This window comes from Marinomonas sp. PE14-40 (assembly GCF_051623805.1).
Taxonomy (GTDB): domain Bacteria; phylum Pseudomonadota; class Gammaproteobacteria; order Pseudomonadales; family Marinomonadaceae; genus Marinomonas.
In genome coordinates this window covers 4173621-4199913 of record NZ_CP130700.1, presented here as the reverse complement: position 1 = coordinate 4199913, position 26293 = coordinate 4173621, and the positions used below count along the sequence as shown (strand labels likewise).

Genomic DNA, 26293 nt, shown 5'->3' with positions numbered 1-26293 from the left:
GCTTAAGTTAATACTTTCAAGTCAGTAACTTAAACTCATTTATCTCTTTTGATTGCACTTCAAGCCAAGCGGCAAAGGTGTTCAATGCTTTGTTTTTTGGCATGGCGGGATTAGAGACTAATTGGTAATAACAAGGGTTCTTTACCTCAGTATGAGTTAAAGCAATCAAACTGCCAGCCTGAATCGCATCCATCACTAACGAGGTTCGCCCTATCGCTATTCCATGACCTAACTCAGCCAGTTGCAGAGTGATATTAGACTGGGATTGTCGATCAATATGATCCAGCGACAAATCGATTCCAACTGCTTTAGCCCAATAGGACCAAGTATCGTCAAAAGGCGGTGGTACTGGGCTTAAATCACCTAATAGCGGCAAGTTAACCAACTTCTCAAGTTGTTTTTTATTTAATGGTGGATGCAATTTATGTTGCTCAGCAAACTTGACTGAGCAAACAGGAATAAGATGCTCATCAAACAGTTTGGCCGTTTCACCCTCTTTAACTTCTTTCGAGCCATAATAGAGCCCAGCTTGAGCATGATACAAATAGAAATCCAGTGGGCTAGTGACCGTATTTACGCTGATTTTAAGTTTAGGATAAGCCTGATTAAAAGCCATAATACGCGGCAACAGCCAACGTATTGCAAAGCCTGGTTGGCTTGATATGACGATCTCATTCGCCTGCTTTTTTCGCTTTTCAACTTCAATTGTGTGTTGAATGTGTCCTAATCCATGCTTTACTGCATCTAATAAGACCTGCCCAGATGAGGTGAGAATAACCCGTCGTCCAGTACGTTCAAACACATCAAAACCAGCTCTAATTTCTAAGTTCTTGATATGCTGACTAACCGCACCCTGACTGATCCCTAGCTCATCAGCGGCTTTAGTAAAGCTGGCTAACCTAGCGGCAGATTCGAATATCTTTAAGGATTGAAATGAAGGTAAAATAAACATAAAGCATTAGTTTTTTCTAATAGGTTGTTTAGCAAATTAGGATAGGGGATAGAATTTTCTTTTGCTAGCCTTAGCTCTCTAAATATAAAAATAAAGTGGGAGAACCCAGATGTCTAACCAGCTACAAAGTCCAAGTTTTAGGCAATCCTTTTTAACCTTTGGCGCTATCATTTGTGTCATAGGGGTAGGCTTGTTTTATTTAAAGGCCAGTTTGCACAGCTTAATGCTTATCTGTCTTTTGATCGCAGGTATTAGCGCACTTAAACTCAGCCAAGATGGCTTTAAGTCTATTCGTAATGCCATGAACTCAGGCATACAAGGCGCCCTATCCGCCATCTATATTTTCATTCTCATCGGTGTCCTGATTGCCGCCTTTATTCAAAGTGGTACAGTGGCTGCACTTATTTATTATGGCCTTGAGATCATATCTCCCGCGCTCTTCTTACCCGCAGGTCTGATCCTATGTAGCTTTATGTCGGTCGCGACTGGCACTAGCTGGGGTACTGTTGGCACTGCAGGTGTGGTGCTTATGGGGATAGGTGAAGCAATGGGGATTCCACTGCCTCTAGTGGCAGGTGTTGTTGTCTCTGGTGCTTGTTTTGGCGATAAAATGTCGCCTGTTTCTGACACAACCAACCTTGCAGCTATGTCTTCTGGTACTGATTTATATACCCATATTAAAGGCATGCTCTACACTACAGGTCCCGCCTATCTTGTTTGCCTTGTCGTCTTTTCTTTCATGGGAATGAGCTATGCCGAACACGGCCTACCAGCGTCAGAGCTTCACGCCATGTTAACTGGGATAGAAAGCACTTACAGCATTAACCTAATCTGCCTATTACCTTTCGTCGTAATGCTGGTAATGAGTCTTAAAAAAATCAGTGCTGAAGTTGCCATGATGAGCGCAGCCGTTGTTGCTGTATTGATTGCTATCTTGATGCAAGGTGCTCAGTTTACGACGGTTTTAAACTCACTTTTTTCTGGCGGTTCCTTTGAGACGGGTATTAGCACGTTAGACAAATTATTTAGTCGTGGTGGCATCTCGTCCATGATGTGGACTTTATCTTTGGCGCTTATGGCGTTAGCACTGGGTGGTATATTAAATCAGTTTGGGTTTTTACGTGTACTTATCTCAAGCATCCTAAGCCGAGTGAAACGGGCTGCCAGTCTAGTCACAACCACCATTCTCGCTTGCTTCCTTGGCAATATGAGTATGGGTGAAGCGTATATGTCTATCATTCTAGGCGGCCAGTTATTCGGTGATGCCTATGATAAACATAATTTGGATAGAAGCCTGATGTCGCGTTCACTAGAAGAAGGGGCAACCTTAACCACAGCACTTATCCCTTGGACTACAGGCGGCGCTTTCTTTGCTTCTACTCTAGGTGTGAGTGTATTGGATTACGCACCCTACGCCCTTCTTAACTGGTTTAACCCGCTACTTTCTATTCTGCTGGCCTATTTAGGGATTGCACTATTCAGAGCTAAAACCAGCACCACAGAGACCAAAAGCCAAGCTCAAACAGATGATGCCCAGTTAAAACAAGCGGCAAACTAAAACGACTCGTAAAGGTTTAACGCCTTTACTCAGGTGGCGCATAACTTGCGCCACTTTATTCCCAAGGAGCCCTCATATGAAAACAGCCCATTGGACTGTTCAAGAAGATGTCCTATCAGGTTTAAGATCCCTACCTGAAGACCTACAAAAAGATGTACCTGTTTTAACGGTAAATCGCCAAGGGGCTAGCCCTGAATCTTATATGCGAACAGAGAATTACCTTGGATATGTGCAGCCTAATAAGGTTTATCAATTACAACTTGATGGCATGTATGAAGCCGAAGAGCTTGCCGTTGCGCCTTTACCTAGCCCTATTGCTCCCCCTAGAAGCAAGCTTACAGGTGACTGGCAAACTAAAGTCGACCTAACCATAGATGATGCCAATATATTAGGCGGCAATGGTCGATATTTATTAAACAAAGGTGAGACAAGTCTTAACATTGCCATTGCTGAAGCGACACCAGAGCATCTGGCTTATTACCATTCTCACCTAGTTAAAATTGGCGACGCTATCCAGTTTGATGCCAGTGGCAACCTTCCTTTAACGGTCACCTCTGTTGGTAAGGATTATCCTCAAGAGTATTTGCTTAAACCCGAGTTGGGTGGTGGTGCTTACCTTGAAGTCCATGATAGACCTCACTTTCATATGCCCTTAGATGAAACCTGTGGGGGCTATCTCATTATTGGCAAACGCAATGAAGAAGGCCTTGATGAAGTATCTGCCTTTCAGGTGCCTTTTGGTTATGGGATTCACATGGCCCCTTGGGCAATTCACGCCGATGCCTATATTACGGGTCGCTTTATGGTGATTTACTCAGCCACACCAGAATTCTCTACAGTGATCGTCAGGCAAGAAAATGGAGAGCTAGCCAACATAGAATTTACCAATTAGCTAAAAATGGAGAAAAAGTGAAATCACCCTAGTTCAACAATGGCTTCATTTTTTCTCCTTTATTTTAATTTATAAATATCAACCTAATGAATAAAGAAAAAACATAAGCTGCCGTTATAGATAATAGGCTCAAAGTTTTTACTGCTGCCAAAGGATGGACGCAAAGCAGGACAGCATCAGAACAAGACAGATTAAGAAGGTTGATTTTATGCACAATACATTGAACTCTCAGCAGAAAGTGACAAGAATTTGCAAAAGCAAAAGTCTTCTACTCATTATCGCCTGCTGTATTCTGCCTTTTGTCCTGATATTTACTGGCTTTAACACCCCTACCTCAAATCAATACATCTTTTGGCAAACCTATCAGAATCATATGGTGATCACAGGCCTAACAAGCTTATTACTCAGCTATTGGATGATACTATTTCGCCCTGATTTCGTGATCAGACTTGTAGTGAAAGAAAAGGCACATCACTGAGTCAGTCTCTTATCAAAGCTTATATGAAAAGCGTCTTAGAAAAATAAATTCAGCTCAATACACATCCCAAGCTTGCCAAATCATTCGTAAGGCTAACCCAGTAAGAATCAGATTAAAGGTACGGTGAAAGCTCTTATCAGAGACATATTTCAATACCTTCAATCCAACAAATGTCCCTATGGCGCCACTTAATATCATGCACACCAACAAAGGCAGCCAGTCTAGTAGGGGAAATCCAACTTGATAAAATACGCTGATTTTTAATAAGTGCTGGCTTGTCATTGCCACAGCGAAGGTGGCGATCGTGGTGAATTTGCAGGCATGCATTTGCTTGATAAAGGCTGCAACCAAAGGGCCTGAAGCCCCAATAAACAAGGTTAAAAAACTGGTCACAGCCGCCGCTATTCCTGTGCCTAGTGTTCCCAATACAAGTTTAGGTAGCTTAGGCCCCCAACACAGATAGAGAATAAACAATGCCACGGTTAAATATATAGTCGATGGGGTTAAGCTGACCAAGAGCAAGCTACCTAGTAAGATGCCCACAAAAGCCCCAGGTAAGAATCGCGAGATTAAGCGCCAATCAATATAGCGCCAGCTCATTAGCGCACGACCAGAATTAGAACCTAATTGCACCACACCGTGTAAAGGGATAATCACTTGTGGTGGCAGAACTTGTGCCATAGCGCCTAGCATCATAACCCCACCACCTGCGCCAAACACAGCCGTGGTAAAGGAGGTAAAGCAGGCAACAGCAACTAAGATAACAAACACGTTAAGTGAAGTAGTTGCCAAAGCATAAGTCTCAAACCAAACTAGAAATGCTGTGACATCCATCGAAGACCTACTCTGTTAAGAGATAAAAGAAATGATATTGATTAAAACATAGCTGAGTTTAAAGACTTAGCTTTAGAAGTAGAGATTAGCTTTGTGCTTCCAGTATTTTTCTCTGTTCAGCCAATAACCGGCTCACCGTAATCGCATCCTGCTGCATATCAGCGCTACCTAAACGCACATAAGTCCCTTTAAGTGGGTCTGTTTTAATATAAATAGGCTTTTGTTCTGGCGGGGCCTTCGGGACCAGAATATGAATCATATTCTTCCCCATAATAGTCACTACCTTGATCCAATTTTTGGGGATTAAATTCATGTTAGTGACCGTCTTGTTATTCAATCCTTGCCATAATTCATCGATCACTTTTTCAGTATTTTCAATTCCGGCTAACTGGTAGGATTCATCTTCTAACTCTTTCAAGCCAAGCAAAATATCGCCGCCATCAGTATTGGCAAACGCACTGTAACTTTCCCAGATGTCGTCCGGTAATTGCCCCTTACCATCTCGTCCTTGAGCTAGCTTGCACTCCACCTCGGATGACTCCCTCAGTGTGGCAATATCTTCTAACGTTACAATGCTAACCATCTTTTCTCCCAATGATTTACTTATAAAAATCCTTGTCTAAATCATATTTTCGCATCTTGTCGTAAAGGGTTTTTCGCGGTAAACCAAGTGCATCCATCGTGCCTTTTATTGACCCTTTTTGATGAGTTAACTCTTGTTCTAAAAGCGTTTTCTCAAACCTTTCTACCTGTTCAGGTAAAGTCATAACACCTGGGTTATGCTCATTCGTTGTAATGATTTGATCAAATTCAAAGGTACATGTCTCTCCCATAAGTACATACCTTTCCGCCAGATTTCGCAATTCTCTGACATTGCCAGGCCATTCATAACTAATCAAACTATGCATACGAGAAGCCGTCACTGGCTCTGATTCACGCTTGTATTGTGCGGTTGCAACCAAACAAAAGTGCTGCCACAAAAGCGGGATATCTTCGGTTCTATCCCTAAGGCTTGGGATATCGACTCTGACGACATTGAGGCGATAATAAAGATCTTGTCGAAACACACCCGTTTCACTCAATTCTTTTAAATCCACCTTGGTAGCAGCGAGAATTCTAAGGTCGAGATCTATGCCTTTATTCGAACCAAGGCGCTCCACTTTACGTTCTTCAAGCACTCTTAATAAACGAACTTGCATGGACATGGGCATGCTTTCAATTTCATCTAAAAAGAGTGTGCCACCATTGGAGTGTTCCAACTTACCGATGCGTTGAGTTTTAGCGTCGGTGAACGCACCTTTTTCATGACCAAATAGCTCACTTTCCATGATGGATTCAGGTACAGCACCACAGTTGATAGCAACAAAAGGGTTGCCTTGGCGACCACTGTGCTCGTGTATATAACGTGCCACCAGCTCTTTACCTGTGCCTGTTTCACCATTAATAAGAATATCAGCCGCTGTATCTGCCACATGTAAAAGCGTTTGTCTTAGACGATTTACCCCTGCGGTATTGCCAATAATACGCGGGCCTGGGGCGTTTTGTGCCTGTAGCTCTTGTCTTAAACGACGGTTTTCAAGGGTAAGTTTGCGTTTCTCCATGGCATGTCTCACCACATCTAGAAAAGCGTCATTGGAGAAAGGTTTCTCGATAAAGTCATAGGCCCCATCTCGCATGGCGCTTACCGCCATACTGATATCACCATGACCTGTGATAAAGATCACAGGGATGCTTTCATCAACTTGCTTAACTTGCTCAAAAAGCGCTAAACCATTCAATCCAGGAAGGTTAATATCGCTTACTATAATGCCAGGCCAATCTATCGAGAGGTTTTCAATCACCCCTTTACCATTGGCATATTCCAACACGTCAAAGGACTCTAGCTCTAATGTTTGAGAAATGGCAGAACGCACCATAGACTCATCATCAATCAATAACACCTTTCCTGCACTACTCATGTTAAGCGACATCCTCCTATTCGATTAAACAGCTTTTAAAGTCACGCTAAACTCTGCACCTATATTAACATCTTTATAGCACTCAGAATGCTCACCTTGAGTGATATTGGCGGCACTAATAGTGCCCCCCATGGATTCAACAATTCTTTGGCTAATGGACAGTCCCAAGCCCAAACCGACACTATCAGACTTAGAGGTAAAGAAGGGTTCAAACAAGGAGGCTAGGACCACGTCATCCATACCATTACCCGAGTCTAAAATACGTATCGTCAACCAAGAGTCTTGTTTATCCAAGTCATTCACTGGTTGGTCAATTTTTATCTCAATACGCTTTTGATTATGGTCTGACTCCATGATGGCATCAATCGCATTGGCGATAAGGTTAACCAATACCTGCTCCAACAAGACCACATCACCAATCACTTTCTCTGCATTAATTTCGGGCAGAATACACTCTATTTCAGCGTCTTTAATACGCTGCATCATAATAGTCATGGCCCCTTGAATCACAGTATCAAGAGAGACTGCAGAGTGTTGAAAGTTTCCTTTCCTAGCGAAGACTTTAAAACGTGAAATAATGTCAGACATATGACCACACAAGTTCACTATCTTATTTAGGTTACCTTGTGCCTGAGTAATATTTTCGCGCGCTATAAAGGTCAGCCCATTTTCGGCAAACGCTCGCATAGCGGTTAAAGGCTGGTTTAACTCATGGTTAATCCCTGCACTTAATTGACCCAACACGGCTAATTTGGCTGTTTGAATTAACTCTTGCTGCGTTTCTTTATGGTGTTGAATCTCATCTCTCAGCCTTTGGTTGGCTAGCTCTAATTCCGAGGTTCGCTCGACGACCCTGTGTTCAAGTGCATTTCTGGCATGCATAAGCTCTTGCTCATACTGCTTGCGCTCTGTCATATCATGGAAGGTCACCAGATACTTTAAGCTGTTAGGCAGATTCATTTTACATAAGGTCATCTCAACCGCGACCTGCTGCTTATGTCGCTGAGCTTGGCTATTAAGATGTAAAAAACCTTCCGAGGCTGTCACAATAAAAGGCGCTGAAACTTCAGAAAATAATGCTTTAGACTGGCCTTCTGGATCGTCTGAAATCGGGGTATACAAATCACTAAACGGCATACCAATTAAATCAGTTAAAGGATGATCAATTAGGGTTTCCATTGCTGGATTATAAGATTCTATTTTTTGCTCTTCATCTAGAGTAATAAGACCCGCTTGAGTATTGGTAATAATCTCTCTGATATAGGCTTGATTGTGGCGGCTCATTTCTAACGCTTGAGAACGCTCACTTAACATGCGACGTCTTAATCTGGCAGTAATTAACACCAAGATAAGAATTAATAAGCAGGCCATAAAGATGGTACGCCAAAGAGCCACCTCTTCTTCAATCAAGGTGATCGGGATCAATAGGTCTACTTTAAAGCCTAATGAATAAATCGAACTGGATAAGTGTAAATAACTTATCCTGTCTATCTTCTCTTCTCCCTTAAGGTCGATACTAATTTCTAATAATTGCAGTAAATGAGCATCTTCATCAAATGACTCTTCTGCCACGATAGGCAGTTTTTCAAATGCTTGGGTTTTATAACGGCGGCTTTGTACTATGCGTTGCAATTCTTCATGGGTGAGCTGATTAATGGTTTTATATAACCATTCACGACGTGAGCTGCTAAACACTATGCCATCAGGGTCTAACAATAAGAAATTAAACTTATTATTTTTTAGGCGAGATTCAAACTGGCTTAAGTCAACTTTCACCACAGCCACACCTATAATGTCGTGGCCATTTCGCACTGGGTAAGAAAAGTAGTAACCGCGTCGATTGGTCGTGGTCCCTAAAGCATAATAACGGCCCGAAAGGCCCGACATGGCTTGCTTAAAATAAGGCCTAAAGGAAAAGTCCTTACCAATAAAGCTCGTTTCTTGATCATAGTTAGAGGCCGCAATGGTGACCCCTGATGGTGAAATAATATAGCTCTCTGACGCCTCAGTAATTCGGCTTATCTGCTCAAGCTCAGCATTAAGTTGTCTTATGTCATAAGCTCGGCCATGCTCCAATACCCGAATGACACGGCTGTTACTCGCCAACAAGGTAGGCATATGTTGGTATTTTTCGATCGCGCTGACAATTACCTTGGTTAGTTGCACTAGTTCAGCGCTGGAGGATTGCTTTAAATTTTCAATTTGTTTTTGCTTTAATATTTCCCCACCTTTCCACATAAGAACTAAACTCATGCTAAAGAGAACAATATATAACCAACGTAAGAGGTAAACGGATTTATTAGTATGTTTGAGGTAGGGCATAAATGGACAACTCGACTAGATTCATGTTCAACTTAATGCTTATATTTTATTTTAGCGTTATTAAATATATTGTAATCAATTAAATAGACTTTAAATTCAATCAATACTTAATTGCGCCATGAGCTAATAGAGAAAACATGCATAGTAAAAGTTTTCATTGTATCTCAATTCAAGATCTCGAAGCGGTATTAGCTAATTTAAAACAGCCTGATTTAATTCAGTTTTACGCCAATACTGATATTGCTCAAACTAGAGCTTGGGTTGATTTACTGACCCATTATTGCCCGAATGCCTGCCGCATCGGCATGTCTAGCGAAAAACAGATTTTTAGAGGTGAACCTCAGCAAACAGGCGTCACTCTTATTTGCAGTTACTTCGACCATGTAAAGCTCATACATAATCACACTAGCATTCACCCAGATAAAGCAGAAAATGCCAGCCAAGAACTTTTCAATCCTATTCTTGAGCATGAAGGCGAAGCCATTCCAGCAGCCATAGTACTTGCTGACGATTTATCAATAACCAGTCCTAGTCTCTTTAGTAAAATGGGATTGAGTAAAACTAAATTCTGCGGTGGTCTATCCGGTTTATTTAAGAGTGAAAAAACTTGGGTTCTCTATCAAGACCAGCTTTTACAGCAACATGCCGTTATGGTTGCTTTGGAATCAGACCATTTAACCGTCGATAACGATGCCTTTGTTGATAGCATAGACATAGGTAAAAAGATGCGTATCACAGCCATCAAGGGCAATATTTTACAGCAGATTGATCATTTACCAGCTCAACAGGTTTTCAACCGCTATTTAGGTAACGGTGGCAGCACTGACATTAAGGTCATGAATCTGTTTGCCCTAAAATACAAAACCAGTCATAAAGAAGTGCACTCTGTTCCTCTCAACTTCACCGATAATGGTGGTATTTTGATGAGCGAACCACTTCCCATAGGTGCCCAGGTGAAGTTTGTTTATTTTCATCCTTGGCCTTCATTACAAGGCACACTAGATAAACTAAACAACCTTTATCAACAACCACCAGAGAGCCTCTTCGTCTTTAACTGCATTAGTCGAGATCAGGGAGAGATACTAAACGAGAACAGTAAACTGACTCTTTTAAGTCAGGTTCAAGAGCTCAATGGTACCTTTTGTTTTGGTGAATTTTTTAGCTCAGAAGCCTCCACAAAAAGCTTACAACACGCTCTAACTTATATAGGATTGAGTGAAACACCAGTTGAGACACGGCGCCAAAGTGGTTGTATAAAAACGCAAGCCATCGATAACTCTTTAGCTTCTATTTTCAACTTGATGAATAATGTTTTTAAAGATTTATCTCAAGAAAAAGATGCTCTGATTCATTTAGCAAAACACACAGACTCAGACTCAAGAGATTGGCTCTATGATTCACAAACAGGGCTGATGAATCGCTTCGCCTTACTCAGCCGCTTACAATCACCAGAAGAAAGTGACCATAAAGCACACTTAACTCTCTTTAGAATCCGTAACTTTCGCTTAATCAATGAACAGTACGGTTACGATGTGGCCGATGATCTACTTGCTCAGTTATCCCTCTATTTAAAAAACAGAATGGGCGATACCTTTATCTCCCTCGACTTCTCTTGCTATCGCGTTTCTGCCAATGAAGTTGCAGTGCTCTTGCAAACCGATATGCCGCCTCGCAAAGTTAACAAGTTCATGAGCCGCTTAAGTGAGGATGTGGAAAACAACCCCTTCTTTACGACCAGTCAGGCAACCGATGAGATCAACTTGAGTTTGTCTGTTGGTATTGCCTCTATTTTTGGTAGCACAGGCAAGCTTCTCTGTAAAAAAGAGCACTTGTTGATCAAGGCAAACGAAGCACGACGTCACGCCCATGAAACTAATCACCTTACCTTTTGGAACGGGGACTTAGATCAGGTTGATAAACAAAAAGACAACCTTAATTGGATAGTTAAAATTAAGCAGGCATTGGATGAAGATAATATTTTTCCCTACATTCAACCCTACTTTGATGCTAAGACAGGCCGGTGCGCCGGTGGTGAAGCACTGATAAGGGCTAAAATTGACGGCAAAGTCATAGGCCCAGCTAGCTTCTTAGATCTGATTAAACAAACCCAGCTTTATCCAAAACTCACCGTCAAAGTACTAGAAACATGTGGAGAACTCCTCAAAAAGGACCCAATGAGCCACCTTGCTCTCAACCTCTCTGTGATGGATTTTAAGCACTATAATACGCTCAAAGCCCTAAGGCAGTTTTTTAGAGAAAATGATGTAAAAGGCAGAATTATATTAGAGATTACTGAATCGGAAAGTATACAAGATTACCAATGGATCAGTTCGATAGTGTCTGAATTTAGAGAGGCTGGTGCTTTGTTGGCAATTGACGATTTTGGTTCAGGTTATTCAAATTTAGAGAAGTTAATAGAATTACAGCCGGATGTCCTTAAATTGGATGGCAGTATTATTCGTACCATAGATGTAGACCCGAAATTACAAATATTGGTTAGACACATCAACAGCTTAGCTCATTCATTAGGAATTAAGACCCAAGCCGAGTTTGTCCATAATCAAGCGGTACAAGATATTTTAGTCGATATGGGGGTTAACTATTTACAAGGCTTCCATTTAAGTGAACCTATTAGCATTAATGCTTGGAATAATTTTAATACTGAACCTCACCCTTCATTCGATAAATATTAATACGCCGTATAGGAAGGGAAGTATTTATTCCCTTCCTTATCAAGCTATACCCTTTGCTTTGCAAAAGGCATCACCTCTTGAATATCCTCACACTCTGTTAACACCATAAGCAAACGGTCAATCCCAATAGCAACACCAGCACAATTAGGTAAACCGGACTCTAATGCCGCTATTAGGTTTGTATCTAAGACTCTAACTGGCTTGCCTTGGGATTTTCTTTGCTCATTATCCATTTCAAAACGCTTGGCTTGCTCTTGAGCATCGGTCAACTCATGATAGCCATTCGCTAGCTCCATCCCCTTCCAGTAAAGCTCAAAGCGTTTCGCCGTTTCAATACCATCAAAACCAAACTTTAACTTGGCTAAAGCTGCCTGAGAAGCGGGATAACTATGAATAAAGCATGGTCTATCTTGCCCTATTTTAGGTTCGATCAAGGCATTAAAAATGAGGTCTAGCAGAGCATCTTTGTCGATTTCTTCTAAACCATACTCAGTACATTGGTGAGCCAAGGCTTGTAACTCTGACAATTCAGCCTCGAAAGGGTCGATATTGGCATAAGTCAAAAAGGCTTCTTGGTAGCTTTTATAATCACAAACAAGCTTCGGATTTAAACTAACACTCACTAAAAACTCTTCAACTTCAGCCATAAGCTGTCTATCATCCAGACCCACTCGATACCATTCCAATAAGGTAAACTCGATACCATGTCGCTTACTAGCTTCCTCTTGCCTAAACACCTTAGATAGCTGATAAATACAACCAGACCCAGAAGCTAATAAACGCTTCATCGCAAACTCAGGAGATGTTTGCAAATAGTAGGTTTTCTCCTCGCCCAAGCATTTAGCTTTAGTGGTGAGCACCTCAATATAAGGGTCACTGATAGAGGTTAGGGATAAGGCTTGGGTATCTACTTCAAGAATCTCTCTTTGCCAAAAAAACTCACGTATGTTGCGTAACAATTGCGCTCTTTTTTGTAGCATTTTCATATTGGCATTTGGCTGCCATGAGTCTGAGTGAAACATAGGTAAAATCTTACTAAGCTTGAGTTAAAAGGATAAAAAATTATAACACTGTTTTTTTTAATCCTCGAAAACAAATACTTATTAAGGGACCTGCCCACACCAATCTGTGAAGGGATTAAGTAGATATCATGTACAAAAAGTAACAAAGCAATCCACACAAATCCTGAACATCTTCCTATAATTAAGTTGCGCAGCTTCAATTGCGCGATGGAAAGCACCAAGGGTCGATGGCCTATTGACCGCTTTATGCTTTCCCCCCAGCGAAGTTCTGGCACTGTCAGAGCTTTGCTATTTTTTTAAGTTTAAACACATGCGTTGGAGTAAAGTGGTTCAATTTAGCTGTGTTTAAAAGTCTACAAACGGCACAGATAATTGATTTGTAGACTAGGTGCTAAGCACCTGATGTTAAACATAAATTCATAAGTTATTAGATACTTTTTTTGAGCTTAGGTTTTTATGTTCGTCCTAGAAAGGCAAGTTAGTTCAGTATATTTGCCTTTACTGCAAACTAGTCGGGCTTATGTGGTTTGCAGACTGTGAAATTGATTATTTACATCACAGTAAGATAAACGACTTTGATGGTGCTCTCTAAAAGGTACTAGAGAAGTTGTGAATTCTAAAAAGGCAGCTAACAAAAGCGTTAACGCATTGAGTTAGCCAAAGCAAACACAAGCTAACAGTGAGGTTTGATCACAAAAAAATGATTAAATTGGCACGCCTAAGTGAAGAGCAAGAAATATCTTAATAACTAAGATGCTTGTTAACAGACTTGATAACAAATGGGACTGCCACTAAGAATATTAAAATGCCTAATATTGAAGAGTATTAGCCATAAAGTCGGCCTAAAACGCCGTCTCTCATTGCAGAAAAATTAACTAATTTGATGTATTAATGGTTCGGCTGTTAAAGCAAGAATCAATGAATAGCCAAACTAAGTTAAACATCCAGAACGAGTGTCTTTACACTCGTTCTTTTTGTTTGTCGCTTACAGAAATTATTTACCTGTTGCGCGTGACACATACTCACCAGTACGAGTATCAACTCTTAGTACTTCACCAATATTGATAAATAAAGGTACACGTACCATAGCGCCAGTGGTTAGATAAGCAGGCTTAGAGCCGCCGTTTGCTGTATCACCTTTAAGGCCTGGATCTGTTTCTGTTACTTCAAGTTCAATAAAGTTTGGTGGCGCAATAGCAAGTGGTGAACCGTTATATAGAGTAACCACATACTTTTCTTGCTCTTTTAGCCATTTAACATTATCGCCTACGGCTGTTTCATCTGCTGCATGTTGTTCAAAAGAACCATCTGTTGCCATAAAGTGCCAGAATTCACCGTCTGTGTATAAATACTCCATATCTGTATCCATCACATCAGCAGAATCTAAAGAGTCACCTGATTTAAAAGTACGTTCCCAAACACGTCCAGATTTAAGGTTACGCAATTTCAAACGGTTGAAAGCTTGGCCTTTACCTGGTTTTACATGTTCATTATCTAGTACTGCACATGGATCACCATCGACCATGATTTTAGTACCATTACGCATATCACTAGCAGAAATTCCCATTATGATTCTCTTCTTTCAATCACCCAGCCTGAGCTGCTGACGGTTAATATTAGATGGACAAGCTGAGTAAAAACTAGGCTCGTCGCATTCAAGTTGTTGCCGATTATACATTAGATGCAAGGCTATAATAACCCTAGAAAAACGGGCCTTTAGTTGTCTCAAAGAGACTTAATTTAATTAAGAACCAAGTAAACGGGTCGATAGCGGTGTTTTTTGCATTTTTTTTACATCAGCATGAGGAGTTCTACTTGCTTAGACCCAGATGCAACAGAGATAATTCTGTCACCTCAATTAATAGCTCTCTTATTTTATGCTCAATCCAGCCAAACAAGTTAATCGTTCTCAAGATAATATAAATCTAACAGCCTTAGACGATACCCCTGACTGGTTACTAGAAATCAAAGCAGCAATTAAAAGCTTTGACGCTTTAGCTAACGCCCTTGAATTGGATGTAAATACGATAACGAAAGGTCAACAAGCCCATCAAAGCTTTCCTTTAATGGTGCCAGCACCCTATTTATCTCGAATTAAGAAAGCTAACTTACAAGACCCATTACTGCTACAAATATTGCCCTTAGAACAAGAGATGCATCAGCTTCCTGGCTATGTAAAAGATCCACTGGCGGAGAAAGAGCACAACCCACAAAAAGCGCTGGTCCACAAATACTCAAGTCGCATACTTGTTATTACCTCTGGTAGCTGCGCCATTAACTGTCGTTATTGTTTTCGTCGTCACTTCCCTTATGCGGACAACCACCTCTCGTCTAATGAATGGTCATCGCTACTTGATTACCTAAAGCTTCATCCAGAAATTAACGAGGTCATATTAAGTGGTGGCGATCCTTTAATGATAAAAGATAAGCCGTTGGCTAGTCGCATTAAGGCTCTCGAAAGCTTGCCGCAAATTAAGCGTATTCGCATCCATACTAGACTGCCTGTCGTGATTCCGTCTCGGATAAATGATGAACTGTTAAACTGGGTTAATGAAACACGTTTAAAAGTTGTGATGGTGTGGCATATAAACCATGCCAATGAAATTGACCATGCCGTTAGTCAAGCCGCAGAAAAGCTTGTGAAAGCAGGTGTGAAACTCTTTAATCAAGGTGTAATTTTAAAAGGCATCAATGATACAAGTGACGCCCAAGTAGCCTTAAGCGAAGCGCTATTTGATGCTGATATTCTGCCCTATTACATGTTCACACTCGACCCTGTCGAAGGGGCCGCTCATTTTGATATTTCACTGCAGCAAGCTCAAGTTTTAATGGGAGAAGTCGCAGCTAGGCTTCCCGGTTATTTAGTTCCTAAATTAGCAAAAGAAATTCCTGGAAAGAGCGCCAAAACCCTTTTTGCTCCCATTCTTTAATCAATAATGCATAACTAATAAATAGCCAGGTAAATGAGCCCTCATCGATAATAGAGCATAAAGCAAAACCTCAGCATCTAGTCTGAGGTTCTCTTACCAAACTTGCTTAACCTTCTCAGCCACCAGAGCCAGTTTCAACAGCTCTGATTCGGTCTGGCTGACACAATCCTTCGGCCATTTATTTCACATAACAAAAATGATTGATCACTTATCAGATACATGAATCATATTTATTTTAAGTATCACCATTATCTATTACTAAAACCTGCCTCATTAATGCTATTAATACTGTAACAGAACAAAATTAATTATGTATAAGTGGTGAGCAAGATGAATTCAGGTGAACAAACACGTCGTGAAGTAATGGGTGATGCTTTTGTTGATAAAGCAATGGATCAAAGCAATTTGTTCACTGAAGATATGCAAGACTATATCAATGAACATTGCTGGGGCAGTGTATGGCAAAGCAACGCCATTAACCGTAAAACTCGAAGCTTATTGACCCTGTCTTGCTTGGTTGCATTAAGAGCACCAGAAGAATTAAAAGGTCACATTCGTGGCGCAATTAATAATGGCTGTACCCTAATCGAAATTAAAGAAGCGCTACTGCACACGGGTGTATATTGCGGCGCACCCGCTTTACAGCAGGCATTTCGTGCGGCAAATGAAGTCTTAACCGAAATGGACTTAATTCCAAAAGACATGACAAACCATGACTCGCCATAAGCAGTAAACTAAAAGCTTAACTCTTTTAAATTCCGTTTATAAAAAGCACTTGTTAAGTTATGACTTACAAGTGCTTTTTTGTCGCAAAGACACAATAAGACTCTCTGTTTACCTTAATAAGAACTCTACGGGAATTCTACTAATATAGTTCTGTCCCGAGGCTAGATGCGTTGGCGCAGGGAAAGGTGCTGCTCTTCTAACGGCTTTCAATGTTGCCCTATCTAAGCGCTTTAATCCTGAACTTTTCACTACCTTCACTTCGACTAATTCACCAGTATATGAAATCGTCACTTGCACCAGCACTAACCCCGTTTCGTTTCGTTTCTTAGATGCCCTAGGATAGACTTTTTTACTGGCAATTTTGGCCTTTACTAGGCTGCCATAAGAGGCTTCTCCCTTAGCCCCTCCGCCGCCACCCGCGGCAAAACTATTCGTCCCTATTCCTGTCGTCATCTTACTTTGAGTCAAACTGGCGTTGCCATTTGGACTCGCATCTAACGGCGAGCTTTGTGCTTGGCTTGTGCTGTCTACTGGCTCAGCCGTCTCTTCTGGTTCTGGTTCTGGCTCTGGTTCTGGTTCTGGCTCTGGTTCTGGCTCTGGCTCTGGTTCTGGCTCTGGCTCTGGCTCTGGCTCTGGTTCTGGCTCTGGCTCTGGCTCTGGTTCTGGTTCTGGTTCTGGTTCTGGTTCTGGTTCTGGTTCTGGTTCTGGTTCTGGTTCTGGTTCTGGTTCTGGTTCTGGTTCTGGTTCTGGCTCTGGTTCTGGTTCTGGTTCTGGTTCTGGCTCTGGTTCTGGTTCTGGTTCTGGTTCTGGTTCTGGTTCTGGTTCTGGTTCTGGTTCTGGTTCTGGTTCTGGTTCTGGTTCTGGTTCTGGTTCTGGTTCTGGTTCTGGTTCTGGTTCTGGTTCTGGTTCTGGCTCAGGTTGTGGTTCTTGCTTCACCTCCACTTGTGCGACCTGAATTACCTCACTTACATTTGGAATTTCATTTTCAATTTGCGGCGTTATATCTGCTTTTATGGGCTCTATTTTAGGTAGAAGCTCTACTTTTGGCTGAGGTATTATTGGCCTAGTTTCGGCTTTAGCAATACTGGTTACTTCACTTTCACCTAAATCGCCCTGCATACCGATATCGATTAGAACGCCCACCTCACCTGCCGCTTGAGCACCTTGAGTAGTAGGCCTTAAGATAAGCGCCAAAATTAAAACGTGGCAAACTAAAGCAAAAAAAGAGGCACCAAAAATGTGTTTCCATGTCATCATTTTTTACACTAACCTGCCTGCTTCAGCTTAGTAACAAGATAAACTCGCGTTAATCCTGCTAACTCCACTTGTTTAAATACTTGCTGTAAACGAGCCACAGGTAAATCTTGATCCGCACTAATTTGTACTAAAAAATCATCTTGAGATTTAGATTCAAGATAAAGCAGCTTAAGACGTTTAGATAATTCTTCTTGATTTAACTTATCCCCATTTAGGTAGACACCAAGCTTAGTACTGACAAGGATTTTAGCTGGGGATTCATCTTGTTTGATCTCACTTAAAGAATCAGGGGGAGTAATAGGTACGGCATCTGTCGCACGTATTTGGCCTGCTACCATGAAAAATATCAGCATCAGAAAAACGACATTAATCAGGGGAACTAGGTTATCGTCTGAGTTTTTTTTGTCCGTATTAAGGCGATTAAATTTCACGCTAATTTCCTTTTAACGCTGCCGCAATGGACACATTCTTAGCTCCCGCCAAGGTTAATTGATCCAGCAAGCCGACCAATATGCCGGTTTCTATCTCAGGTTTTGCTTTTATCAAAAAGACGGCATCAGGGTTTTCCATAACTAATGCTACAAGGCTGGCTCGATCAGACATGAAGAAATCTTTATTGCCAGAAACAAAGTGTCCTTGATTGTCTAGGATCTCTAAACGCATAACATCAGTTTGCGATTGGCTACTCGCCGTTGGCATAGACACATTGATTTGTCGCCAAGGTATAAAGCTTGACGACAACATGAAGAAGAGTAGGAGAATAAACACCACATCAATGAGAGGCGTAAGGCTAATGGCTTGACGTCGTTTTGAGTTAGACTGATTAAGCCGCACAATCTTGCTCTGGCATAATTTCAGGTTGTTCAAGCAGGTTAAGTTTAGCCTCCTCCACTTCTCCTTTATGAGTAAATACCTGAGTGACAGAATCACTCATCAAAAAGATGATACGTTCAACCTTACGCTCAAATAAGGCATGCATAGCCACAACAGGAATAGCAACAGCAAGACCAACCGCGGTTGTTAATAATGCCTGCCAAATACCACCAGATAAAACAGAAGGGTCGACCTGACTTCCTGCTGACTCCATATTTTGAAAGGCCACTATCATACCCAAAACAGTACCTAATAAGCCTAACAAAGGACTCAGAGTGGCAACGACTTCTAATGGTCTCAAGTAAGCCTTAAGAGACTGGATTTTCTCATCTGCTAAGCGTTCAATTTCTTCTTTAACTTGGGCTAAGTCATAGTCATTTTTAGATAATTCAATCATGGCAAAAGCCACAACAGAGGAAACGGGGCGCTTTGTTTTTAATGACTCAATAGCCTGTTCTGGTTGCGCTTTACGCCAATGAGATAAGGCGGACTTTAAATCTTTGTTCGACTCAGCTCTAAGGCTAATAAACTGCCAACTTTTTAGAAAAATGATGGTCAATGCAAAAGCAGAAAAAAGGCAAAGAATCCAAACAACAGGACCACCTGTTTGTAAAAATCCAACCACTGGGGCCAGGCTTTCATGTTGTAAAAGACCTGTTAATTGAGCATTAAAGTCTGATGCGACTAAAGCCTCAGTAGAAATATCTGCAACAACCTCGTCAGTTTCTGGAGGTGACACTTGAACACCTTTGGCTATCTCGGTAGAGACACTAGGATCGGTATTATTGTTGAGGTCATTTATATCGGGATTTGCTGCTGAGCTTGCCACTTTAATCTAGCCTATTACAGATCATAACATGCAAACAATAACTATTATCAATATCGTTTGCAACCCGTTTTACAACTAGCTCAATAACGTCTGATTATTCAGCCTATAACCAAATAACAAATCATTTATTTAAAGCACTTAACTTTCGTTTCTTTACATAAATACTGAAGGGTTTTCATCGTGAAATGTGGAGATTATTGGCTTTTAGCAGAATCCCCTGTAATTCGCCTAATTTATTCCATTACAATATGGAGATATTGTGCAAATGCTTTTATTTAGACAGATTAATCTTAGGTTTTAGCCACTAGCTCATGAGGTTAGCCCCCTAACTTTGTTTAATCCTTGACTACAATTAGTAACATTACTCAGCTTTCTTGCAGTCAGTAACCGTGAATAATGCGCAGAAAGATACAAAACCATCAGGGTAAAACAGCCAGTTTTTATTATATTTAAAAGCAATATAAACAATAAAAAGAACAACAATTTTCAAAGCACTAACAACAAAGACCTCTACTCTCAATTTTGAAGGATGAATAAGGGTTGAAGATAAGGACATTTATCATGGGTTGGTATGCTTCAACATACGTTAAATGAGATCTTATGATTTTTGCAAAATTAGCTCTTTTTTCATTACTGATTCTGTTCAGCAAAATAAGTTTTGCCGAAGAAATTTCAGACGCTATTAAAGACTCCAGAGACAAGGTCAATCAAGCGAGCCAGTTGGCCAGCCAATATTGGCAAGGACCTACGTCAGGTCCTAAAGCTGCAAATGATAAAAACATCATTTTTGTCGCTGCGGACCTAAGAAATGACAGTATCAAAAGCCTTGCGCATAGCGTCATTGATGCCATCGACAGCATTGGCTGGAATATTCGCTTTTTAGATGGCTATGGCTCAGAGAATGGCCAAGCCAGCATATTAACCAAAGCAATTTCCAGTAAGCCCGACGGTATTATTCTGGGCGGAATCGATACTAAGCAAAGACAGGAGCTTCTCAAAGCAGCAAATAAGTTAAAGATTCCCGTCGTTGGCTGGCATGCAGGTGAAGTCCCAGGAGAGTCTGCTGACAACTCAGTGTTTTATAATGTTTCAAGTGACCCTGTTGAGGTTGCTGAGCTGGCAGCCCATTACGCTATCATCGATGGCAATGGTCAATCCAATATAGTCGTCTTTACCGATACCAGCTTTAGCATTGCTAAAACAAAATCGGATGTCATCATTAAAACCATAGAAAGCTATTGCGCTATGTGTAATATCTTATCCATTGAAGACATGCCAATAGCAGAAATTCCGCAACAAATGCCGACCACTATAGCGAGATTAATCGAAGACTTTGATAACAAGATCACGCATTTTATCGTTATTAACGATCTTTATATCGACTTTGCTCTACCCTCATTATTGTCTTCTAAACTCTCTGCTCAATACTTACCACGCAGCATTTCAGCCGGCGATGGTAGCAAGGCAGCCTACAAACGTATTGAAACGAATACCTTACAAGTGGCGACTGTACCTGAGCCTTTAGTACTCCAAGGTTGGCAGATTGTCGACGAATTAAATCGCGCCTTTAATGGAGAGGAGCCAAGCGGCTATGTTGAAAGAGCCCAGATAATTAACCGTCAAAATATGAAAAAGTATGTCGACAAGAGCAATAACTATGATCCAGATAAGCAATATCGCAAAGCTTATCTTCAGCTTTGGCATTAAGGTTTAACCCATATGAATACACCTAAAATCACGCTGGGCTTTAGATTTATATTTTCTGCACTATTAGTCCTTGCTTTGCTTTGTTCGCTTGGCTTTTACGTTATTAACTCCCTATCAAATATTCGCAGTATTATTGATTACCAATCCAATCAGCATATTAATAAATTGGCGATAAACTCATCAGTTAGCCGCGAAATGTTTGTTCTTTCAAACCGTATACAGTTACTCGAACAATCACTCTTGTACGATAAAGAAATTCTCAATAAAGAAGGCCAATTTATTGAGCAAAAGCTGAATGAAATTAGAACGTTATCTGATTCCACTAATTTCTCCCAACTAACCGATGTATTTATTCGAAACTTTCATCGGTTTATCGATAACTCTTTGTCTTTAAATCAGATATTGAGAGAGCTTAAAAGCGCAGATGAAGAGTTGCTAGACATACTCGAAGCCTTGGACCTGTCTGTTAGTGAAAACCATTTAATGAATGTGCTACGCCATGAAGACTCGCACATCACCACGCCAGGCGATAACTTTCATACTAGTAATAATGTGTTAGAAGGGGCCATCACCCGATTACAAGTGACCTATTTAACAATAGGTAAACTGACAGCAACCATTAGAAGCAGAATCACGCCAGACACGGAAGAAGTCTTGATTATTGAGATTGAGAACCAGCTGGATATTTTTGAGCTCCACCTATCGAATCTTAATGGTTTGTACTCTCCCATTATTGAGAACAAACTGAAAACCAAACAAAGCCTTGAGCAATACCGTCAGGTTTTAAAGAAGTTGCAAAACAAGCTCGCTCAGCGCTGGCGGATTTTATCTTCTCTCGCAAAATCAGAAGATGAGCTATTAACACAAGTAGAGAAAACAGAAGGCAGTGTAAAGTTCAGCGCTATCCTACTGAAAAATCAGCTTAAAACCGAAATTCAAACATTACGTTTGGAAGTAATTTACTTCGCCGGTTTTATCCTTATTTTCAGCGGCATCATCTTTATTCGCCAAATCCATAAGCACATTAAGTCTCCTATCAAGACCATCATCACACGCTTTAATGAAATAGAAGCCGACCAATTTAATCAGGTCATTCAACTACAGCGTCAGGATGAATGGAATACCATAGAAAAAGCCTTTAACAAGATGAGCCGACGTCTTGATGAAACCTATCAAGAGTTACAGGCAGAGCGTATAAAGCTTAATCATCTAGCTCATCATGATGTACTGACAGGCCTTGCTAATAGATTGCAGGTTTACCAAGACATAGAACACTGCATCAAGAAGTCACAACAAACGGGAGCTAAGTTCGGACTACTCTTCCTTGATATTGACCAGTTCAAACACGTTAACGACAGTTTGGGCCATGGGATGGGCGATCAACTGCTTAAGCTTATCTCAAAACGCCTACGTGAAACGGTCGCCTCCGATGGCATAGTTGCTCGCTTAGGCGGTGATGAGTTTATGATCATCTACCCTGATGAACAAAACCGAGCCTCATTACAAGATAGAGCAGAAGAGCTAAACTGCATCCTTAACCTACCCTTTGAGCTCAATGCAAACAGTGTTTTTGCTGGTAGCAGTATCGGTGTTTGCCTTTACCCTGAACATGGTGACACCTTAGAGAACCTAGTCAGCAATGCTGACGTTGCCATGTATCATGCTAAGCGCAAAGGCCGTAATACCTATAGTGTTTATCAAGCTGAAATGTCTACCGAAGCCCACAAGCTACTGCAATTAAGCTCTGGAATTCGCAAAGCCATTGAAAATGATGAGTTCTTTATTCATTACCAGCCGCAATACAACCTAATTACAGATGAGATAGTTGGCGCAGAAGCCCTTATTCGCTGGAATCACCCAGAAATGGGCCTGATCACTCCGGACAACTTCCTGCCTATTGCGGAGAAAACCGGCATAATTACAGAAATCGATACCTGGGTATTTACCCGTGTCGTAAAACAAATTAGCCAATGGAAAGAAGAAGGTGTCGATTTAACCGATAAACTCTTTTCAATTAACTTCTCGGCGAGAAAATTCTTAAGCCCAGATTTACCGGATGAGCTAATACATTTGCTTGAGAAATATAATTGCCCAACAAACTGCATCACCATAGAAATTACAGAGCAGGATCTTGTAGCGAATTTAGATGATTGTTCAGAAGCCATTATAGAGTTGCAATACAATGGCTTTAGAGTCGCTATTGATGACTTTGGCATTGGCTATTCGTCACTCAACTATCTCAAACGCTTACCCGCTCAGTGTTTAAAAATAGACAAAACCTTTGTCTCGGATTTAGATGCTGAAAAACAAGGTACAGATTCAGCTATAGTTAACGCCATAATCAGCTTGGGTAGCAATATGTCGTTAACCCTTATCGCTGAAGGCATAGAAACAGAGCAGCAAAAACAGAGTCTAATCCAACAAGGCTGTCACCTCGGCCAAGGTTACCACCTAAGTTATCCAATTTTGCCGGATGAGTTAAGTAAGTTAATGAGGATTAATGTTAAAAGCGCTTGAAAAAGCGCTTAACGTGCCACATATATCCTTTAGCCTAGAATTATATTGATATAAGTCATGGCATCTAACTTGGTATTTTAACTAGTCGACCATGAAAATTAGTTAAACTGCCTCTTATTAGGACTCTTTTGGCGGCCTTTATGAACTCTGTGTCTATCATTTCTGACTTTACTCACTTGTTACCAGCTTCAACCAGTGCCAACCAACTTGCCTGTATCAAGGTAACAGGCCCTGACAGCGTTAAGTTTTTACAGGGGCAAACCAGTTGTGACTTTACTCAGTTAACTCATGATCAGGGCTTACAAGGAGCGGTATGTAATATAAAAGGGCGAGTGATTGTTAACTTCTACGCCTTTTTACAGGGTGAAGATATTCTCCTTGTCATGGGGTCCGACCTTGTTGAAAGCAGCCTTAAACACCTACAGAAGTTTGCTGTTTTTTTTAAAACGCAGCTAACCAGTGCCCAAGATAACTTTAAAGTCGAATATGTCTTTAGCCAAGATTTCCTATTGACCCAGCAAGACATACCTTTTGCTTGTGAGATGGTTGCACCTTCTCATATATTAGCTAGCCTGTGCCAAGCTGAGATAAATCATTATCTTTATATTCGCCCAAGTGATGAGCAAAGCGCAGTTCAAATCCCAAACAAGAATGATGATTTATTTGGCCTAAGTTTACTCAGTGGCCAAGCCTTGATACTCGCGGAGAATACGGAAAAGTTCATTCCACAAATGCTGAATATGCAGCATACCCATGGGGTGAACTTTAAAAAAGGCTGTTATACCGGACAAGAGATTGTGGCCCGTATGCAGTACCGTGGAAACCTGAAGAAGCACCTCTATCTATTAAGTGCAACAGGTACATTAGACCTCTCTGCAGCAATGAAACTTGCTAACCAAGACGGCAAAGAAGTAGCTGAAGTTGTGAGCTCAGTTAACTTAGGAGAAAGTACTTTAATCTTTGCAATCATTGGTGATGAGTCAGCTCTAGCGCCTTTGTTTTATCAAGACACCCCTCTTAACCTTGAGCCACTACCTTACAGTAACTAGCATCACCTATAGACACCTTATCACACTAGAAAAGTGATAAGGTCTGGCCCTGCTGAGGTTGTGCTTTACCCTCAGGCAAACACCAATCTATTTCGGTTTTACCCTGCTTCTTTAAGTACTTATTTGCTAAAGAAAAATGCTGGCAACCCAAAAAGCCTCGGTATGCAGATAAAGGCGATGGGTGAACAGACTCTAAAACCAGATGCTTACCCCTATCAATCGCTTTCCCTTTTTTCTGTGCATAAGATCCCCAAAGCATAAACACCAAGCCTTGATGCTCATTGTTTAATAACTCAAACACTTTATCGGTAAAGGTTTCCCAACCCTTCCCTTGATGGGAGTTAGCTTTGGATTTTTCCACACTTAGCACACTATTTAGCAGCAACACACCTTGTTCGGCCCACGCCTCTAAATTGCCATGTGCTGCAATAGGAATATCTAGGTCTTGTTTCAATTCTTTATAAATATTGACTAAAGATGGCGGTACTTTTATTCCAGGTTTCACCGAGAAAGATAAACCATGAGCTTGATCTGGTCCGTGATAAGGGTCTTGCCCTAAGATAACTAACTTAACCTGTTCAAATGGGGTTAACTTAAACGCATTAAAGCAGTCTTTTTCGCTTGGGTAGATTTCAACCCCATCTTGTCTTTGTGAGGCGAGAAAAGCCTGTAAGGACTGCATATAACTTGTATCAAATTCAGTCGCTAATTTTTGCTGCCACAAGGCTTCCAAAGACATAATTACTCTTACTCAATTCTAAACATATTAATGGTTAAAGCGTCTTGGCAAGATTGCTTTGAGCAATATCTTCCAGCACTTCTTGTTTGAAAGCATGATAACACTGTATCGCTTCGACATCTTGCGCCGTTGAAGCATGCTTAAGTAACAACCAAGCCATTTCTCGAATTTTATAAAGCAATTGATAGTTATCAAAATCATCAGCTAATGCGTCTAATGTCAGAGTGTCATCATAATGAGCAAGGAAAAGTACTTTTTGAGGAGTCGAAAAGTTATGGGATGAGAAAATTAATGCTAAATCAAATAAGGCATCGCCGACACCCGCATACTCCCAGTCAATAATCCAAAAATGTAGTTCATCAGCAAGACAGTTTTTCGGATTAATATCGTTATGACACATAACAGGCAGATAAGGACGTATTTTGTTCAAGTAAGAAAATGACAAATCTTGCAAAAAACTCACTTCATGTCGTAATAAATTATCTTTTGATAACCTTCTCTCACAGGTTTTTAGATAAGTTTCGATCACATTTTTAACATCATAATGCGCCTGATTAGAGGGCATTTTATGGATTAATCGTGTGCTTTTAGCCAATCTTACTATATCTAAATCCGTGTGATTCACCTGCCACTCAAAGGGCTTTTGAGAAACAAATTGGTTCACCATCAGGCCAGATTCTTGATCAAAATAAAGACAAGAAGGAGAGATTACCGCCTCTTGGGCCCTAGTTAAGGCAATTTTTTCAGAAATTCGGGAGATCTGAAAGTCTTTCTCATCTAGTCCAGGCACACGTAATACCCACCTAGGCTGTCCTTGCCAAGAGAGACAATAGGCCTGATTTGAGTAGCCGCCTTCCAAAACATCAATGCTGAGTTCAGTTGCAGGCGGAATGAGATGTTTAATTTTATCTAAATGTTCTAATAATGTTGTCATTTTCAATCATTTTATTGCCAGAT

At 40.9% G+C, this 26293-nt stretch carries 22 protein-coding genes; 9 read left to right on the top strand and 13 right to left on the bottom strand.

Annotated features, from left to right (window positions below; all coding sequences use genetic code 11):
- Window positions 1-16 precede the first annotated feature (16 nt).
- A complete protein-coding gene (locus Q0A08_RS19355) occupies window positions 17-952 on the bottom strand; it encodes a LysR family transcriptional regulator (RefSeq protein WP_438463104.1) in 936 nt (311 codons plus the stop codon).
- 109 nt (window positions 953-1061) lie between these two features.
- Between Q0A08_RS19355 and nhaC the strand changes: the two genes are divergently transcribed.
- The 3 genes from nhaC to Q0A08_RS19340 all read left to right on the top strand — a co-directional run bounded on the left by nhaC (window position 1062) and on the right by Q0A08_RS19340 (window position 3880).
- Window positions 1062-2510 carry a Na+/H+ antiporter NhaC gene (gene nhaC / locus Q0A08_RS19350; protein ID WP_438463103.1) on the top strand — a complete coding sequence of 483 codons (1449 nt, stop codon included), beginning with the start codon at window positions 1062-1064 and terminating at the stop codon, window positions 2508-2510.
- 76 nt (window positions 2511-2586) lie between these two features.
- Entirely contained in the window at window positions 2587-3402 is an 816-nt protein-coding gene (locus tag Q0A08_RS19345) for a hypothetical protein (protein ID WP_438463102.1), read from the top strand.
- Between the two features lie 208 nt (window positions 3403-3610).
- Window positions 3611-3880 carry a hypothetical protein gene (locus tag Q0A08_RS19340; protein ID WP_438463101.1) on the top strand — a complete coding sequence of 90 codons (270 nt, stop codon included), beginning with the start codon at window positions 3611-3613 and terminating at the stop codon, window positions 3878-3880.
- 54 nt (window positions 3881-3934) lie between these two features.
- Here Q0A08_RS19340 and Q0A08_RS19335 read toward each other — a convergent pair whose 3' ends face one another.
- The 4 genes from Q0A08_RS19335 to Q0A08_RS19320 all read right to left on the bottom strand — a co-directional run bounded on the left by Q0A08_RS19335 (window position 3935) and on the right by Q0A08_RS19320 (window position 8925).
- Window positions 3935-4714 carry a sulfite exporter TauE/SafE family protein gene (locus tag Q0A08_RS19335; protein WP_438463100.1) on the bottom strand — a complete coding sequence of 260 codons (780 nt, stop codon included), beginning with the start codon at window positions 4712-4714 and terminating at the stop codon, window positions 3935-3937.
- Window positions 4715-4799: 85 nt separating this feature from the next.
- Window positions 4800-5297: an AlbA family DNA-binding domain-containing protein gene (locus tag Q0A08_RS19330; protein WP_438463099.1), complete on the bottom strand. Its 498-nt coding sequence runs from the start codon at window positions 5295-5297 to the stop codon at window positions 4800-4802.
- 16 nt (window positions 5298-5313) lie between these two features.
- Entirely contained in the window at window positions 5314-6672 is a 1359-nt protein-coding gene (locus Q0A08_RS19325; RefSeq protein WP_438463098.1) for a sigma-54-dependent transcriptional regulator, read from the bottom strand.
- Between the two features lie 24 nt (window positions 6673-6696).
- Complete coding sequence (locus Q0A08_RS19320; protein ID WP_438463097.1) at window positions 6697-8925, bottom strand: ATP-binding protein; 2229 nt, start codon at window positions 8923-8925, stop codon at window positions 6697-6699.
- 206 nt (window positions 8926-9131) lie between these two features.
- On the opposite strand from Q0A08_RS19320, the gene Q0A08_RS19315 reads away from it, so the two are divergent.
- Complete coding sequence (locus Q0A08_RS19315) at window positions 9132-11687, top strand: EAL domain-containing protein (RefSeq protein WP_438463096.1); 2556 nt, start codon at window positions 9132-9134, stop codon at window positions 11685-11687.
- Between the two features lie 44 nt (window positions 11688-11731).
- Here Q0A08_RS19315 and epmA read toward each other — a convergent pair whose 3' ends face one another.
- Both epmA and efp read right to left on the bottom strand, forming a co-directional pair.
- Entirely contained in the window at window positions 11732-12709 is a 978-nt protein-coding gene (gene epmA / locus Q0A08_RS19310; RefSeq protein ID WP_438463095.1) for an EF-P lysine aminoacylase EpmA, read from the bottom strand.
- Between the two features lie 994 nt (window positions 12710-13703).
- Window positions 13704-14279 (bottom strand): elongation factor P, encoded by a 576-nt coding sequence (gene efp / locus Q0A08_RS19305; protein ID WP_438467672.1) that lies wholly within the window; start codon window positions 14277-14279, stop codon window positions 13704-13706.
- 307 nt (window positions 14280-14586) lie between these two features.
- Between efp and epmB the strand changes: the two genes are divergently transcribed.
- Both epmB and Q0A08_RS19295 read left to right on the top strand, forming a co-directional pair.
- Window positions 14587-15639 carry an EF-P beta-lysylation protein EpmB gene (gene epmB, locus Q0A08_RS19300; RefSeq protein WP_438463094.1) on the top strand — a complete coding sequence of 351 codons (1053 nt, stop codon included), beginning with the start codon at window positions 14587-14589 and terminating at the stop codon, window positions 15637-15639.
- A 330-nt stretch (window positions 15640-15969) separates the two neighbouring features.
- The gene (locus tag Q0A08_RS19295) at window positions 15970-16365 is read left to right on the top strand and encodes a carboxymuconolactone decarboxylase family protein (RefSeq protein WP_438463093.1); all 396 of its coding nucleotides are present in this window, start codon (window positions 15970-15972) and stop codon (window positions 16363-16365) included.
- 108 nt (window positions 16366-16473) lie between these two features.
- Here Q0A08_RS19295 and Q0A08_RS19290 read toward each other — a convergent pair whose 3' ends face one another.
- Genes Q0A08_RS19290 through Q0A08_RS19275 form a run of 4 tightly spaced genes read right to left on the bottom strand, consistent with a single transcriptional unit; the run spans window position 16474 to window position 19324 of the window.
- Entirely contained in the window at window positions 16474-17622 is a 1149-nt protein-coding gene (locus Q0A08_RS19290) for an energy transducer TonB (protein WP_438463092.1), read from the bottom strand.
- A gap of 8 nt (window positions 17623-17630) precedes the next feature.
- Complete coding sequence (locus tag Q0A08_RS19285; RefSeq protein ID WP_438463091.1) at window positions 17631-18053, bottom strand: ExbD/TolR family protein; 423 nt, start codon at window positions 18051-18053, stop codon at window positions 17631-17633.
- A gap of 1 nt (window position 18054) precedes the next feature.
- A complete protein-coding gene (locus tag Q0A08_RS19280) occupies window positions 18055-18456 on the bottom strand; it encodes an ExbD/TolR family protein (RefSeq protein ID WP_438463090.1) in 402 nt (133 codons plus the stop codon).
- The gene (locus Q0A08_RS19275; protein WP_438463089.1) at window positions 18446-19324 is read right to left on the bottom strand and encodes a MotA/TolQ/ExbB proton channel family protein; all 879 of its coding nucleotides are present in this window, start codon (window positions 19322-19324) and stop codon (window positions 18446-18448) included. Before Q0A08_RS19275 ends, Q0A08_RS19280 begins: the two co-directional genes overlap by 11 nt.
- A gap of 600 nt (window positions 19325-19924) precedes the next feature.
- On the opposite strand from Q0A08_RS19275, the gene Q0A08_RS19270 reads away from it, so the two are divergent.
- From Q0A08_RS19270 to ygfZ, 3 genes are all read left to right on the top strand, one after another.
- Entirely contained in the window at window positions 19925-21031 is a 1107-nt protein-coding gene (locus tag Q0A08_RS19270) for a substrate-binding domain-containing protein (RefSeq protein WP_438463088.1), read from the top strand.
- 12 nt (window positions 21032-21043) lie between these two features.
- Window positions 21044-23548, top strand: coding sequence for an EAL domain-containing protein (locus Q0A08_RS19265; protein ID WP_438463087.1), 2505 nt, complete (start codon window positions 21044-21046; stop codon window positions 23546-23548).
- Window positions 23549-23688: 140 nt separating this feature from the next.
- A complete protein-coding gene (ygfZ, locus tag Q0A08_RS19260) occupies window positions 23689-24597 on the top strand; it encodes a CAF17-like 4Fe-4S cluster assembly/insertion protein YgfZ (RefSeq protein ID WP_438463086.1) in 909 nt (302 codons plus the stop codon).
- A 25-nt stretch (window positions 24598-24622) separates the two neighbouring features.
- Here ygfZ and ung read toward each other — a convergent pair whose 3' ends face one another.
- Both ung and Q0A08_RS19250 read right to left on the bottom strand, forming a co-directional pair.
- Window positions 24623-25336 carry a uracil-DNA glycosylase gene (gene ung / locus Q0A08_RS19255; protein ID WP_438463085.1) on the bottom strand — a complete coding sequence of 238 codons (714 nt, stop codon included), beginning with the start codon at window positions 25334-25336 and terminating at the stop codon, window positions 24623-24625.
- A 34-nt stretch (window positions 25337-25370) separates the two neighbouring features.
- On the bottom strand, window positions 25371-26270 hold the full coding sequence (locus Q0A08_RS19250) for a phosphotransferase (RefSeq protein ID WP_438463084.1): 900 nt from the start codon (window positions 26268-26270) through the stop codon (window positions 25371-25373).
- Window positions 26271-26293: the final 23 nt, after the last annotated feature.